Genomic DNA, 12,991 nt, shown 5'->3' on the forward strand with positions numbered 1-12,991 from the left:
GCCAACAGGCGGGTCTCTTTTATTGGGCTCGGTATTTCCGGCGATCAGGCCCTTGCCGCCACGTAACGCCGTGCCACCTCGTCCCAGTCGATCACGTTGTAAAACGCGGCTATGTAGTCGGGACGCTTGTTCTGGTACTTGAGGTAGTAGGCATGCTCCCACACATCCAGCCCGAGTATGGGGGTGAGCCCCTCCATCAGGGGGCTGTCCTGGTTCGCGCTGCTCACCACCTGCAACTTGCCGCGCCCATCGACCACCAGCCAGGCCCAGCCGCTGCCAAAACGGCTCAGCGCCGCCAGGGTAAAGGCCTGCTTGAAGGCCTCCAACCCGCCCAGATCCCGCTCGATCGCTGCGGCCAGCTCGCCGTCCGGCTCGCCGCCACCCTGCGGACTCATCACCTGCCAGAACAGGCTGTGGTTGGCGTGACCGCCGCCGTGATTGCGCACCGCCCCCTGCACCTGGGCCGGCAGGCTGTCGATACGGGCAAGCAGCGCCTCCAGCGGCAGAGCAGCCAGCTCCGGCAGATCGGCCAGGGCTGCATTGAGGTTGGTGACATAGGTCTGATGGTGACGGCTGTGATGGATCTCCATGGTCTTTGCATCGATATGGGGTTCCAGTGCGTCATAGGCGTAAGGAAGGGCTGGCAGGGTATGGCTCATGTTCATTGTCTCTCCTGTTGGGCTCAATGCAGTTGATGGGCAGAGCCGGTCTGACACAGACATTGACCCAGGCTGCGCTGGATGCCGTCGTGATGACCGTGTTTGCCCAGAAAGGCGAGCAGCTCGGTACGGGTGCTGCGGGCGTGGCGAACAGCCGCCTCCCGCAGGGCAGCGGAACTGGTGGGGGACTGGCTGGTGGCCAGCAGGCAATCATGGATGTGACACAGCAGGTCGGCGGCCCGATCCGGCAGGGTCATGGCCACCAGCAGATCCGCCAGGTTGTGATGGGCCACCACCAGGGCCGCCACCGCTTCGTCGGCATCGTGCCAGTCGGCAAACTGCTGGCGGGCAAGCCACAGCGCCTGCTGATAGCAGTCGAGCGCCCTGGCGTACTCCCCCGCATCGAAATGGCGGTTGCCACTCAGGGTCTGCGCCTTCCAGTGCGCCATGCTGCTGTCCGCTCCGGTGGTACCGACCCACCCCTTCACCCAGGTTCCCGTCATGACTCGACCACTCAAATGATAATAATTACTATTTAACTTATTTAATGGGCAGTCACAAGGAATAGTTGGTGCAGCCTTTTTTGCCCATATGGGTAGGGTTTTTCTGCAATCCCCGGTTTAGTGATCCCATCCACAGATACATTTGAGTTCAGCCACCATGCTGCCGGTACTGGCATGAGGCCGGTGGCTGCCCGGTGACGACCCCCGGTGACGACCAGAGTGCAGCCGGTTTTTTCACAAGGACGGTGAAGATGAAAAGATGGCTATTGATGCTGTTGTGCGCCCTGCCCATGCTGGGTCAGGGCGCCGGTTATACCCAGACCCGCTACCCCATAGTGCTGGTGCACGGTCTGTTCGGTTTCGACAAGCTGCTCGGAGTCGATTACTTCTACGGCATCCCCCAGGCCCTGACCCGGGATGGCGCCAAGGTCTACGTGGCCCAGGTCTCCGCCACCCAGAGCTCGGAGCTGCGCGGTGAACAGCTGCTCAAGCAGGTGCAGCAGGTGCTCGCCATCACGGGGGCGGAGAAGGTGAACCTCATCGGCCACTCTCACGGTGGCCCCACCATTCGCTACGTCGCTTCGGTCGCCCCCGAGCTGGTCGCCTCCGCCACCAGCGTGGGCGGGGTCAACCATGGCTCGGAGATCGCCGACCTGGTGCGGGCCAAGGTGACGCCGGGCTCGGCGGCCGAAGGTCTGGCGGTGGCCGCCGCCTCGGCCCTGTCCGGGGTCATCTCGCTGCTCTCCGGGGGAAGCCAGCTGCCGCAGGATCCCCTCGCCGCCCTCGACGCCCTCACCAGCACCGGCGCCCAACGCTTCAACCAGCGCTATCCGGAAGGGCTGCCGAGCCAGCATTGCGGCGAAGGGCCCATGCAGGCCGCCAACGGGGTCTACTACTTTTCCTGGAGCGGACGCGGCACCATGACCAACATCCTGGATCCGGTGGATCCGGCGCTGGCGCTGACCGGCAGCTTCTTCAAGGAGCCCAGTGACGGCCTGGTCGGGGTGTGCAGCAGCCACCTCGGCAAGGTGATCGGCACCCACTACCGCATGAACCATCTGGACGAGGTGAACCAGTCGTTCGGCATTCGCCACCTGTTCGAGACAGACCCGGTCAACCTCTATCGCCAGCACGCCAACCGCCTGCAGAGGCTGGGACTATGAACAGGGCATGGCTGATGGCTGCTCCGCTGGCGGCGGCCCTGCTGCTGGGGGGCTGGCAGTATTGGCCCTCCGCTGACGCAACCGCCCCTTCGCCGCAACATGCCGGGCCCGCTTCCCCTCTGGTCAGGCAGGCCGCACCGCCGTCGGATAAGTCCTCGCTGCAGGCCCGCCATGAAGCCTTTCTCGCGGCCGAGGGCAGCCTGACGGTGCCGGCGGATCCGGGCCTCGCCAGCTTGCAGAAGCTGTTCGACGAGCGCGAGCAGTTGCGCAGGCAGCGCTTCACCCCGGCCGAGCAGGAGCAGCTGTTTGCCGAGGACAGGCTGATGGAGCAGTGGACCCTGCGCCGCAAGGCGCTGGCGGAGGCCAGCGATGCCGACAAGCCGCTGCTGGCGAGCGAGCTGGAACTCTGGCTGGCGGAGCAGCCCCAGTGGTTTCGGGAGGCGGAGGCCAACAGCCGCCTGCTCGGCGATCTGCAGGATCTGGAACAACTCCCCGCAGCCGGGCGTGACGCCGCACTGCGCGAACAGTTGGGACCGGAGGCGGCAGACCGATTGCACCAGCTGGCAGAGAGCCAGCAGGGGTTCGCGCAGCAGCTGGCCGGCTATCTGGCCGAGATCAGGCCCCTGCCTGCCGAGGCCCGTGCCAGCCAGCAGCCGGAGATCCTGGCACGCTGGTTCGAGCCCAGTCAGTGGCGACGGGTGGAGGCCCTCACCCGGCTCACCCTGGGCGAGCAGTAACCGGCATGAAAAAGGGGCCCGCAAGTGGGCCCCCATTCTTTGACGCTGCCGCCCTTACTGCGGCTTGTTGGCACCCGGCAGCGGCTGCCAGGTGAGGCGAGTCACCCGGTTGCCCTGCACCTCGCAGGTGAGGCAGAGATCCTGCCACCCCTTCTCCTGGCGCAGGGAGACCTCTCCCTTGATGCCCTCTGCACTCCTCTTGAGTTTGGCCGGCTCGAAGGTCACCTTGTCACCTCCGGCGAGCGCCATCAGCTTGCCATTGCAGAGCCACTGGGCGAGCTCGGCCCCCTTGAGCTTGACGCCCCCCTTGTCAGCCTTCTCCTCGGCGGTGCTCGGTGCAAACAACCCGCCCAGCTCGGCCGCCCGTCTGGCCAGCCAGGCTTCCCGCTGCTGCATGCTCATCTTGCTGACAAACTCCGCAGGCTGCCCCTTGTCGTCCAGCCATTGGGTCAGCTTGCCACTGTCATCGAAGGCGAACTGGGCGGCGGGCTCCCTCACCCCGAACAGCTTGCCGCCCTTGAAGTAGTAACGGCTCTCCCCTTCCTGTTTGCCCTGCTCGTTCAGGATGGGCACGGCGATGATGACGGGCGTGCCGTCGACCCAGGCCTTGATGTCAACGCCATCGTGGCTGAACAGGCGGGTATCGAGGGCGCTGTCGGCCCCCTTCTCCATCAGGGTGAACTGCTCGGCCAGGGAGGCGGCAAATGAAGGCAGGGAGCAGAGTCCCAGTCCCAAGCCGAGGCTCAGGGCGATCGCGGTTGTGCGCATAAGTGTCCTGTGGTGGGCCCGAAGGCCGGATTAACTCTCTACCAGCCAGACCCTCAGTCCCTCCCGGTGAGCCTCGCTCAAAGGGATGGACTGCCGGGCCCGGTAGTCAAAATGGATCAGGGTCGTCTCGGCGGTCACCGCCAGCTCGCCGCCCTGCCAGGCTTCCTGCCAGAGCGTGAAGGAGCTGGTACCGATACGCCGCACGCCGGTCTTGATCGACACCATCTGGCCATAGAACAGCTCCCGTTTGAATTGCACCGTGTAGCCCGCAATGATCAGATGCCAGTCATGCACATCCAGCTCGGGCGAGAAGAGGCGAAACAGGGGATCACGGGCCGATTCAAACCAGACCGCCGGCACCGTGTTGTTGATGTGACCGAGGGCGTCCGTCTCTTGAAAACGGGGTTGGATCTGCATTTCCAGCATGGATGTCGACTCCTTGTCGTAGGACCGCGCACAGGCTAGCGCGCCAACCCGTCCGACTCAAGCGTCCCTGCCAGGGGGTGAGAGCCACCGCCGGTTTCCGGCTCCTGCGCCACCTGCTCGGGCTTTAACCAGGCGCTGCGAAAATCGAACCAGCCAAGGGCCGTCATGCGCACACCGTGCACGCCGACCCGGCTCTCCAGCTCCAGCCAGTGGTGAAACAGCGGCACGAACCAGCTCTGGCGCTGCACCTCGGCCAGCAGGGCGCGGGGGCCGGGCTCTTCACCATGGGCGCGCCACTGCGTCAATCCCTGCCACAGGGCCTGCTGGCCGCCCCACACCCGGCGCAGCAAGGGGGTGCCCTGAAGCCAGGCGTAAGGGGCGAAGGCGTGCTCATGCTCCAGGTTGAGGGTGCCGAACCAGAGATCCACATCTTCATCCTCCCCGCTCACCCAGCGGCCGTAGTCCAGGGTACGTACCTCGAGCTGGATCCCCTGCTCTGCCAGCAGGCTGCTCATGGCGCTGGCGCACTCGTTGAACTCCAGGTGCTGGTTGAAGCAGGCCAGTACCAGCCGCGCTGGCAGGCTGACCGGGCCGGGCTCGGGAAGAGGCAGGCTCTCGCGCCAGTGGGGCAGGAGGCCCAATGCGCTGGTCCAGCCCCGCTGCAGTTCGGGTGCCACCCGGGCCATCAGGGCGATGGGGTTGAGCAGCCGGGTCAGCCACTGGCGCAGGGCCGGGTCCTGCAGGGGGACCGATCTGTCGTCCTGCAGCAGGAAGTAGCAGCCGGATTCCAGTTCGGACTCCCCGCGCATGGAACCAAGCTCCGGGGTGTCGCTGCCCAGCCTGACGTGGCTCTCCAGCCGCTCCGCCAGCTCCGGCAGCATCCAGATGTCGATCTCGTCGAGCAGGGCCCGCAGCCCGAAGTAGTCGTCAAATGCTTCGAGGCACAGGTGCAGGGGGTCGTTGGCGCTCACCCGATAGGGGCCGGTGCCCACCGGCTGCAGGGCGAAATTCGCCTCCCCCTTGAGCTCCCGCGGCAGGATGGCCGCCACCGGCTCGGCCAGCAGGTGCGGCAGCAGAGGATCCGGGCTGTCGAGATGGATGTCCAGGGTGCGCGGCCAGCGACTCTCCAGCCGTGCCAGATGGGCGAACAGCGGGCGATCCCGCAAGGCCTGCAGGCTCTCCATCACATCCTCCACCACCAGTTCGCGGCCGTGGTGAAAGCGCACCACGGGGCGCAGATAGAAGCGCCAGTGACAGGGGGCCAGACACTCCCAGTAGTGGGCGAGATCCCCCTCTATTTCCCCATTTTCCTCGTTTCGCCGGGTCAGACCGTTGAAGATCTGGCGGCTCAGGTGAATTTCGGAGCGGCGCAAGGGCGCGGTGGGCAACAGACCGGGCAGGGGCCGGTAGTAGGGCACCCTCAGGATCTGGCGCCCCTCCCGGGTGGCCTGGCCGAGCTGCTCGATGAGCAGCGGAGTGAGCAGATCCAGGCGATCTTCGGCCAGCCGCACCGCCTGCGCCAGCTGGCCCTGACTCAGCAGATCCCGCAATCGGCGCCGGGTCAGGCTCTCCTGGTTGTCGAGCAGGGTGAGGCGGGAGCGCCGCCCCCGCCCTGCCTCCGCCGTCCAGCACAGCCAGCCCTGCCCTTCCATGCGGCGCAGCAGCAGGCGGGCATTGCGGGGGGTGCAGCAGAGCAAGTCCGCCACCTCGGCGAGGCTGATTTCCCGCTCGTCGCAGCCAAGCTGCTGGGCGAGCCGTTGAAATTGCTGATAAAGGCGGCTAGTAGGCATAAAAGAGGAAATCCCTTGACTGAAAGTCATCAGTTTTTACTTCCGCATTTTAGCTCAATACTGCTGGCGAACGTGAGAACCACAGCACAGGAGCACCATCATGAGCCATGCCAACCCCCTCAAACCGAACCGGATCCAGCAAACCCTTCGTCGCTACTTCCTGAGGATCCTGCCCCGCCCTCTGACGCTGGTCGAAGATCCCATGGTGCAGCTCAACCGCCTGATGCAGTGGGACATGCACCAGATAGACGACAGGGAGTATCGCCGCCGTCTCTGAGGTCGCCGTCACAGGCGCCATCCGGTCACCGCCATCCCCCGGCATTGCTTTGCCGGAATGGGTGGTTTACATCGGCGCCAGGACTGCTAGATTGGACGTCTATCCATCCATAATGGTGACATCCAACAAGGAGTGTGTGATGAAAGATGCGACCCTGGCCCTGCACCACGGCTTTTCCAGCGATCCCGCCACCAAGGCGGTGGCCGTGCCCATCTACCAGACGGTGGCCTACGAGTTCGAGAGCGCCCAGCACGGGGCGGATCTGTTCAATCTGGCGGTACCGGGCAACATCTACACCCGCATCATGAACCCCACCAACGATGTGCTGGAGCAGCGGATGGCCGCCCTTGAAGGGGGGATCGCCGGCCTGGTGGTCTCGGCAGGTTCCGCCGCCATCACCTACGCCATCCAGGCGCTGACCGCCGCCGGTGACAACATCGTCTCCACCCCCCAGCTCTATGGCGGCACCTACACCCTGTTCGCCCACATGCTGCCAAGTTTCGGGGTCGAGGTGCGCTTCGCCCAGGATGACAGCGCCGAGGCCATCGCCGCCCTCATCGATGACAAGACCAAGGCGGTCTATTGCGAGAGCATCGGCAACCCGGCGGGCAACATCGTCGATATCGCCGCCCTGGCCAAGGCCGCCCACGCCCGCGGCGTGCCGCTCATCGTCGACAACACGGTCGCCACTCCGGTCTTGTGCAAACCCATCGAACACGGCGCCGACATCGTGGTGCACAGCCTGACCAAATATGTCGGCGGCCACGGCAACTCCCTGGGGGGCGTCATCGTCGACTCGGGCAAGTTCCCCTGGGCGGATCACGCCGAGCGCTTCCCCCAGCTGACCCAACCCGAGCCTTCTTATCACGGGGTGGTCTACACCGAGGCCTTCGGCCCGGCGGCCTTCATCGGCCGGGTGCGCACCGTGCCGCTGCGCAATACCGGCGCGGCGCTGGCGCCGATGAACGCCTTCCTGCTGCTGCAGGGGCTGGAGACCCTGAGCCTGCGCATGGAGCGCCACGTGGACAACGCTCTGCGGGTCGCCCATCACCTCAGGCATCACCCCAAGGTGGCCTGGGTCAGCTACGCCGGTCTGCCGGGTCACCCCCACTACCCGCTGGCGGAGAAGTACATGGCCGGTCGCCCCTCGGCCATCCTCTCCTTCGGCCTGAAGGGGGGCTACGAGGCGGGCGTGCGCTTCTACGATACCCTCAAGATCTTCAAGCGGCTGGTCAACATCGGCGACGCCAAGTCCCTGGCCTGCCACCCCGCCTCCACCACCCATCGCCAGTTGAGCGAAGAGGAGCAGGCCAAGGCTGGAGTGAAACCTGAGATGATCCGGCTGTCGGTGGGGATCGAAGCCATCGAGGACATACTGGCGGATCTGGATCAGGCGCTGGAGGCCTGAGTCAATCGACGAAGGAGCGGGCACCACGCCCGCTCTTTTTCATCCATAAGTGAACCTGCTGCCGGGGCGCTGCGTATCACCGCCTTCCGTCACTGCGTCGAGGTTTTCATGATAGTCCTGCACCACCTGAACAAATCCCGCTCCCAGCGCATCATCTGGCTGCTTGAAGAGCTGGGCCTGCCCTACCAGATCAAGGCCTACCAGCGCGATGCCGCCACCTTTCTGGCGCCGCCCGAGCTCAAGGCCGTCCACCCCCTCGGCAAGTCGCCGGTCATCGAGTTTGACGGGCGGGTACTGGCAGAATCCGGTGCCATCACAGAGTACCTGATCGCCCGCCACGCCCCGGACCGGCTGGCACCGGCCGCCGACAGCCCGGAGTATCCCGAATACCTGCAGTGGCTCCACTTCGCCGAGAGCTCCGGCATTCTGCCGCTGCTGCTCGACATGTTCGTGCGCAAGGATGGCAGCCCGATGCGCTTCCTGCCGGACTACGCCAAAGCCGAGTGCGCCAAGGTGCTGGGTTATCTCGATGAGGTGCTGGCAAACCGCCGTTACCTGGTGGCCGATCGCCTCACCGGCGCCGACATCCTGAACTCCTTCCTGGTGGATCTGCTGGCCCAGAGCGGCCAGCTGGCCCAGTTCCCCCACCTTGAGGCCTACTGGCAGCGACTCAACACTCATCCGGCACGCCAGAAGGCGGCGGCGCTGGAGCGCGAGCTGGACCGCAGCGCCGAATAAACGGCGGTGCCCCGGTGACACCCTGCAAAACGCCCCGATGATCGGGGCGTTCTCTTTTCCAGCCGTCAGCCAGATGATCAAAGCGCGTGGGACAGGATCCTGGACGCACTTATTGTCCGGATCGCCCCTTGGCCAAGGGCCTCAGGCCTAGAGGGCGTGAGAAAGGATCCGCGCCACTATGGTTGCCAGGATGACTTACAGCGCGTGGGAAAGGATCCTGGCTACCTTGTCGGGGTCGATGTCCTGCTGCTCCCCGAGGGCGGTCAGCCCGAAACGCTTGAGGTTGGAGCAGATACCGGGGATGCAGCCCTCGCTCAGGCCGTAGTCGGCAAGCCGGGTACCCACCCCCATCTGCTGGAAGAACTGCTCGGTGCGGATGATCGCCTCCTCGATGCGCAGCGCCTTGTCCTCCCGGCTGGAGTGCCACACCCGCTCGGCAAACTGGGCCAGCTTCTCCTGCTTCTGGGCCGCTTGCTCCCGCAGCAGGGAGGGCAGCACCACCGCCAGACTCTGGGCATGATCCAGCCCGTGCAGGGCGGTGAGCTGGTGACCGATGGCGTGGGTGGACCAGTCCTGGGGCACGCCGCGACCGATGAGGCCGTTGAGGGCCAGGCTGGCCGCCCACATCAGGTTGGCACGCACCTGGTAGTTGGTGGGCTCCGCCAGCGCCCGCGGACCGTTGTCCACCAGCACCTGCAGCAGCCCTTCCGCCAGCCGGTCCTGCACCTCGCCCCCCACCGGGAAGGTGAGGTACTGCTCGAGGATGTGGACGAAGGCATCCACCACGCCATTGCCCACCTGGCGCGGCGGCAGGCTGTAGGTGGTGGCGGGATCCAGCACCGCAAACACCGGTTGCACCAGCGGATTGTAGAAGGAGAGCTTGGCCTCCCCCCGGCTCACCACAGCGGCGGGGTTGCTCTCCGAACCGGTGGCCGGCAGGGTCAGCACACAGCCGAGCGGCAGCGCTGCCTTGATGGGGGCCTTGTCCCGCAGGATCTCCCAGGGATCGTCCCCCTCGAAGCAGGCCGCGGCGGCCACGAACTTGGTGCCATCCACCACGGAGCCGCCACCCACCGCCAGCAGGAAGTCGATGCGCTCGCGCTTGACCAGAGCCACCGCCTCCATCAGCTGATCGTACTGGGGGTTGGCGCCGATGCCGGGAAACTCCAGCCACTCCCGGCCCGCCAGCGCCTGGGTCAACTGCTCATAGACCCCGTTCTGCTTGATGCTGCCACCCCCGTAGAGCACCAGCAGACGGCTGCCGGCCGGGATCAGTTCGGGCAGAATGGCTATCTGGCCTTCACCAAAGCAGATGCGGGTGGGATTGGCATATTGGAAGTTGTACACGGCAGAGCCCTCGGTTGATTGCATGCCGGGGAATTGTGCGCCTGCCGTGCCATCAGGTCAAAAAACGGGATCCTGTCGTCAAAAATACGATGCCAGCTTGCCGATGCCGGGCGCTCCTGCCCGGCTTTGCTATGGTGATAGCGGGAAGACGCGCTCGTCGCCCCCTCAAGCCCCTCCCGGGGTCCCTTTCCCACTCACTGGGTCTCTATCATGAAACTGAAGCACGCCTGGATTGCGGGTGCCCTCACCCTCTGTGCCCCTCCCCTGCTCTATGCCGCCGAGGTCACCACCCATGTGGCCGTGGCCCCCGGACAAGCCAGTCTGGCCGAAGAACTGACGGCCAGGGCAACCGTCACCGCCATCGACCTGGCCACCCGCAAGGTCAGCCTGAAAAATGCCGAAGGGCAGACCCTGGATCTGATCGCCGGGGAGGAGGTGACCAACCTTCCCCAGCTCAAGGTGGGAGATGTCGTGGCCTTGAGATATCTGCAACTGCTGGACCTGACCCTGCTCAAGGGCACCGCCGGGGTGAGAAAACGGGTGGTGGAAGTGGAAGGGGGCAAGGCGGCCGCCGGGGAGAAACCCGCTGCCGGCGCCGGCATGCAGGTAACCATCTATGCCGACGTCATCGACGTGGACAAGGCGCATCAGACCATCCGGGTCAAGGGGGTCGACCATACCCTGACCCTCAAGGTGCAGGATCCGGCCCAGTTCGCCCTCATCGCCAAGGGGGACCAGATCAAGGCCGTGCAGACCACCGCCATCGCCATCGGCATTGCCCCCCAGAGTCCCTGAACCCTGACCACGGCCTGCCAGCCCCGTGGCAAGGGGGCAACCCCTTGCCTTTAACGCCCAAAGATTGCCGTTTGAATCACATCATGCCTGGGAGGCGGATTTGCCGGTGAGGCGATCCATGGCCTCCTTGAGCATGGCATCGCGCTGCGCGGCCAGGTCCTTGCTCTGCGTTTCGCGCTCCTCGGCAGAGAGCGTCTTGTCATCCGCTATCCCCTTGAGCTGACGCTCGAGATCGTCAAATTTTTTGCGATCAAAGCCCAGGGCCTTGTCCACCATCTGCTGCACCCGCGCATCCTTGACGCCACCGGTCAGGACTGTGTTCTTGCCGTTCCTGGCCAGATGCTCGTAGGTCAGTGCCTGCTGCGCCTTGCCGGTCAGCACCTGACTGGAGAGGCTGACCTGCTGAGACCAGCCGCTCTGCTTGTCATCGCTGTCGCTGAGGGTCGCCAAGGCACGGTTCTGGGACGCGCTCTGGGCGAGTTGATGACCATAGGGTTTGATATCCATGAAGGCTCCACGCTCACTGCCGGCCTCGCCGGCTCCGGGGATGGTTTCCCCACCATGGGCCGGAGACAGCAAAATGCAGGCCAACTTGAGTACCCCCCTCTTTCGACGGTTCAGCACGGGGTCGCAGCACGCCTCCTTCTGCACTCCATGACGAGTGCGACCAGACCCATCAAAAAAAGGCGCCCGAAGGCGCCTCTTGTGGACAGGAGTCGGCTCGTCATGACATCAGCGACGGCTGATGTGGAGCGGGCCGAAGGTCTGGGCCACCGGCATGATCTCGATGCTGTTGATGTTGACGTGGGCGGGCTGCTCGCTGATCCAGAGTACGGTATTGGCGATGTCTTCCGGCAGGATGGCCTGCACCCCCTGATAGACGGTGGCCGCCTTGGCGTCGTCGCCATGGAAGCGCACGTTGGAGAACTCGGTGCCACCACACAGGCCGGGCTCCACGTTGGTGACGCGGATGGCCGTGCCCGCCAGATCGGCGCGCAGGTTGAGGCTGAACTGCTTCACGAACGCCTTGGTCGCGCCGTAGACGTTGCCGCCCGGATAGGGGTAGGTCCCTGCGATGGAGCCGATGTTGATGACGTGGCCGCGGTTGCGCGTCACCATGCCCGGCAGCAGCAACCGGGTGATCAGGGTCAGGCCGCTGATGTTGGTGGCGATCATCTGCTCCCAGTCTTCCAGATCCGCCTTGTGGGCAGGCTCCAGCCCCAGTGCCAGGCCAGCGTTGTTGACCAAAAGATCCACCTGTTGCCATTCGGTCGGCAGCCCCTCGATGGCGGCGCGGGTGGCAGCCTTGTCCTGGACGTCGAACACCAGCGGCAGGAACTGCTCGCCCAGCTCCTCGGACAGGGCGGCCAGCCGTTCGGCGCGGCGCCCGGTGCCGATCACCCGGTGGCCAGCGCTCACCAGCAGGCGGCTGATGGCCTCACCAAAGCCGGACGAGGCGCCCGTTACCATTGCAATCATGTGAACCTCCATTGTTATTTGTCTTCTTGAAAAATCAGCACGTTATATGTCGCGTTTGCCCAGCTTTCGCCATGCGAACACCGCCAGATGCAGCAGGAAGAGACCCGAGCCCCCCAGCGCAAACAGCAGGCCGGTCAGGGCGTTGACCGAGGTATCGGCGCCGCACCACCACCAGACCAGCCAGCCGACGGCCCCGATGAGAAAGGTCTGGGCGGCGCAGACCGGGCAGCGCCCGAGCTTGGCCCTGATGGCCGTGGCCAGGCAATCCTCGCAACTCATGATGGCGCCTGCCGCTCATCCCCCAGCGCCAGCACCAGGCGGTGGGCATGCTGTCCGGGCCCGTAATAATCGGGCAGCCGTACCCCGGGGCGAAACCCCAGCCCCTGATAGAGGGTCCTGGCTTCTGGGTTGGCGTCGGCGACCTCGAGGCGAATCGCCCCCCAGCCGGCCTCGCGCCCTTCCCGGATCACCTGCTCCAGCAGGCGGCGTGCCCACCCCTGACGGCGGACGGTCCAGCGGATGGCGAGGGTCTGGATGATGAGACGATCCCAGCCTTTGTGCTCCAGCACGCTCAAATAGCCCATCACCTGCGCCTTCTCGTCTTGCAGCAGCAGGGTGCGCCCCTTGGCCTGATTGAGCAGATAGTGCCAGCGGCTGCGGCCGAAGGCGACCTCGGGGGGAAAACAGTAGCGTTCCAGCTTCACGATGGCGCCCAAATCATCGGCTCGGGCGGCGCGCACGGTCAACACGGGGAGTCCTTGTTCGGTTATTTATCCTCAGCACCAGAAATGCGACTTGTATCACAAGTTACCAAGGCAGAATATTAGGCACTGTAACCTCTTGTTTCCCCTCGCGCCATTGTCGTGCTTGTCGGTGCATCGAAGCCCACTGGGGATCCTGC

Annotated in this window: 16 protein-coding genes; 6 read left to right on the forward strand and 10 right to left on the reverse strand. The window is 65.0% G+C overall.

Annotated features, from left to right (window positions below; genetic code table 11):
• Nucleotides 1–44: 44 nt before the first annotated feature.
• Nucleotides 45–659: a superoxide dismutase gene (locus ACVDHI_RS10895; protein WP_324062155.1), complete on the reverse strand. Its 615-nt coding sequence runs from the start codon at nucleotides 657–659 to the stop codon at nucleotides 45–47.
• Between the two features lie 23 nt (nucleotides 660–682).
• Nucleotides 683–1,108 (reverse strand): hypothetical protein, encoded by a 426-nt coding sequence (locus ACVDHI_RS10900; RefSeq protein ID WP_029313599.1) that lies wholly within the window; start codon nucleotides 1,106–1,108, stop codon nucleotides 683–685.
• 305 nt (nucleotides 1,109–1,413) lie between these two features.
• Here ACVDHI_RS10900 and ACVDHI_RS10905 point away from each other — a divergent pair, with 305 nt between their 5' ends.
• Both ACVDHI_RS10905 and ACVDHI_RS10910 read left to right on the forward strand, forming a co-directional pair.
• A complete protein-coding gene (locus tag ACVDHI_RS10905; protein ID WP_039039783.1) occupies nucleotides 1,414–2,325 on the forward strand; it encodes a lipase family alpha/beta hydrolase in 912 nt (303 codons plus the stop codon).
• A complete protein-coding gene (locus ACVDHI_RS10910; RefSeq protein WP_324062100.1) occupies nucleotides 2,322–3,062 on the forward strand; it encodes a lipase secretion chaperone in 741 nt (246 codons plus the stop codon). Before ACVDHI_RS10905 ends, ACVDHI_RS10910 begins: the two co-directional genes overlap by 4 nt.
• Before the next feature lie 54 nt (nucleotides 3,063–3,116).
• Here ACVDHI_RS10910 and ACVDHI_RS10915 read toward each other — a convergent pair whose 3' ends face one another.
• Genes ACVDHI_RS10915 through sgrR form a run of 3 tightly spaced genes read right to left on the reverse strand, consistent with a single transcriptional unit; the run spans nucleotide 3,117 to nucleotide 6,046 of the window.
• On the reverse strand, nucleotides 3,117–3,830 hold the full coding sequence (locus tag ACVDHI_RS10915) for a hypothetical protein (protein ID WP_324062098.1): 714 nt from the start codon (nucleotides 3,828–3,830) through the stop codon (nucleotides 3,117–3,119).
• 30 nt (nucleotides 3,831–3,860) lie between these two features.
• Complete coding sequence (locus ACVDHI_RS10920) at nucleotides 3,861–4,256, reverse strand: acyl-CoA thioesterase (RefSeq protein ID WP_167825751.1); 396 nt, start codon at nucleotides 4,254–4,256, stop codon at nucleotides 3,861–3,863.
• A 35-nt stretch (nucleotides 4,257–4,291) separates the two neighbouring features.
• On the reverse strand, nucleotides 4,292–6,046 hold the full coding sequence (gene sgrR / locus ACVDHI_RS10925) for an HTH-type transcriptional regulator SgrR (protein WP_447212077.1): 1,755 nt from the start codon (nucleotides 6,044–6,046) through the stop codon (nucleotides 4,292–4,294).
• A gap of 100 nt (nucleotides 6,047–6,146) precedes the next feature.
• Between sgrR and ACVDHI_RS10930 the strand changes: the two genes are divergently transcribed.
• From ACVDHI_RS10930 to ACVDHI_RS10940, 3 genes are all read left to right on the forward strand, one after another.
• On the forward strand, nucleotides 6,147–6,323 hold the full coding sequence (locus tag ACVDHI_RS10930) for a hypothetical protein (RefSeq protein ID WP_080988754.1): 177 nt from the start codon (nucleotides 6,147–6,149) through the stop codon (nucleotides 6,321–6,323).
• Nucleotides 6,324–6,462: 139 nt separating this feature from the next.
• Nucleotides 6,463–7,731, forward strand: coding sequence for an O-acetylhomoserine aminocarboxypropyltransferase/cysteine synthase family protein (locus ACVDHI_RS10935; protein WP_447212078.1), 1,269 nt, complete (start codon nucleotides 6,463–6,465; stop codon nucleotides 7,729–7,731).
• 108 nt (nucleotides 7,732–7,839) lie between these two features.
• The gene (locus ACVDHI_RS10940) at nucleotides 7,840–8,469 is read left to right on the forward strand and encodes a glutathione S-transferase family protein (RefSeq protein ID WP_042864523.1); all 630 of its coding nucleotides are present in this window, start codon (nucleotides 7,840–7,842) and stop codon (nucleotides 8,467–8,469) included.
• 195 nt (nucleotides 8,470–8,664) lie between these two features.
• Here ACVDHI_RS10940 and ACVDHI_RS10945 read toward each other — a convergent pair whose 3' ends face one another.
• Nucleotides 8,665–9,840 (reverse strand): iron-containing alcohol dehydrogenase, encoded by a 1,176-nt coding sequence (locus tag ACVDHI_RS10945; protein WP_182956510.1) that lies wholly within the window; start codon nucleotides 9,838–9,840, stop codon nucleotides 8,665–8,667.
• Nucleotides 9,841–10,026: 186 nt separating this feature from the next.
• On the opposite strand from ACVDHI_RS10945, the gene ACVDHI_RS10950 reads away from it, so the two are divergent.
• Nucleotides 10,027–10,611, forward strand: coding sequence for a hypothetical protein (locus ACVDHI_RS10950; RefSeq protein ID WP_041212267.1), 585 nt, complete (start codon nucleotides 10,027–10,029; stop codon nucleotides 10,609–10,611).
• Between the two features lie 81 nt (nucleotides 10,612–10,692).
• On the opposite strand, the gene ACVDHI_RS10955 is transcribed toward ACVDHI_RS10950, so the two are convergent.
• From ACVDHI_RS10955 to ACVDHI_RS10970, 4 genes are all read right to left on the reverse strand, one after another.
• Nucleotides 10,693–11,118 carry a hypothetical protein gene (locus tag ACVDHI_RS10955; RefSeq protein ID WP_029313593.1) on the reverse strand — a complete coding sequence of 142 codons (426 nt, stop codon included), beginning with the start codon at nucleotides 11,116–11,118 and terminating at the stop codon, nucleotides 10,693–10,695.
• A 225-nt stretch (nucleotides 11,119–11,343) separates the two neighbouring features.
• On the reverse strand, nucleotides 11,344–12,090 hold the full coding sequence (locus ACVDHI_RS10960; RefSeq protein WP_323948025.1) for an SDR family oxidoreductase: 747 nt from the start codon (nucleotides 12,088–12,090) through the stop codon (nucleotides 11,344–11,346).
• A 42-nt stretch (nucleotides 12,091–12,132) separates the two neighbouring features.
• Complete coding sequence (locus tag ACVDHI_RS10965; RefSeq protein WP_039039791.1) at nucleotides 12,133–12,369, reverse strand: DUF3624 domain-containing protein; 237 nt, start codon at nucleotides 12,367–12,369, stop codon at nucleotides 12,133–12,135.
• Entirely contained in the window at nucleotides 12,366–12,839 is a 474-nt protein-coding gene (locus tag ACVDHI_RS10970; protein ID WP_103259406.1) for a GNAT family N-acetyltransferase, read from the reverse strand. The genes ACVDHI_RS10965 and ACVDHI_RS10970 overlap by 4 nt, the downstream gene beginning before the upstream one ends.
• Nucleotides 12,840–12,991 lie beyond the last annotated feature (152 nt).

It is taken from the genome of Aeromonas sp. 25-248 (genome assembly GCF_053005425.1).

Coding starts and splice junctions, on each gene's coding strand:
- ACVDHI_RS10895 (WP_324062155.1), bottom strand. CDS start 659: ATGAGCCATACCCTGCCAGCCCTTCCTTACGCCTATGACGCACTGGAA.
- ACVDHI_RS10900 (WP_029313599.1), bottom strand. CDS start 1,108: ATGGCGCACTGGAAGGCGCAGACCCTGAGTGGCAACCGCCATTTCGAT.
- ACVDHI_RS10905 (WP_039039783.1), top strand. CDS start 1,414: ATGAAAAGATGGCTATTGATGCTGTTGTGCGCCCTGCCCATGCTGGGT.
- ACVDHI_RS10910 (WP_324062100.1), top strand. CDS start 2,322: ATGAACAGGGCATGGCTGATGGCTGCTCCGCTGGCGGCGGCCCTGCTG.
- ACVDHI_RS10915 (WP_324062098.1), bottom strand. CDS start 3,830: ATGCGCACAACCGCGATCGCCCTGAGCCTCGGCTTGGGACTGGGACTC.
- ACVDHI_RS10920 (WP_167825751.1), bottom strand. CDS start 4,256: ATGCTGGAAATGCAGATCCAACCCCGTTTTCAAGAGACGGACGCCCTC.
- sgrR (WP_447212077.1), bottom strand. CDS start 6,046: ATGCCTACTAGCCGCCTTTATCAGCAATTTCAACGGCTCGCCCAGCAG.
- ACVDHI_RS10930 (WP_080988754.1), top strand. CDS start 6,147: ATGAGCCATGCCAACCCCCTCAAACCGAACCGGATCCAGCAAACCCTT.
- ACVDHI_RS10935 (WP_447212078.1), top strand. CDS start 6,463: ATGAAAGATGCGACCCTGGCCCTGCACCACGGCTTTTCCAGCGATCCC.
- ACVDHI_RS10940 (WP_042864523.1), top strand. CDS start 7,840: ATGATAGTCCTGCACCACCTGAACAAATCCCGCTCCCAGCGCATCATC.
- ACVDHI_RS10945 (WP_182956510.1), bottom strand. CDS start 9,840: ATGCAATCAACCGAGGGCTCTGCCGTGTACAACTTCCAATATGCCAAT.
- ACVDHI_RS10950 (WP_041212267.1), top strand. CDS start 10,027: ATGAAACTGAAGCACGCCTGGATTGCGGGTGCCCTCACCCTCTGTGCC.
- ACVDHI_RS10955 (WP_029313593.1), bottom strand. CDS start 11,118: ATGGATATCAAACCCTATGGTCATCAACTCGCCCAGAGCGCGTCCCAG.
- ACVDHI_RS10960 (WP_323948025.1), bottom strand. CDS start 12,090: ATGATTGCAATGGTAACGGGCGCCTCGTCCGGCTTTGGTGAGGCCATC.
- ACVDHI_RS10965 (WP_039039791.1), bottom strand. CDS start 12,369: ATGAGTTGCGAGGATTGCCTGGCCACGGCCATCAGGGCCAAGCTCGGG.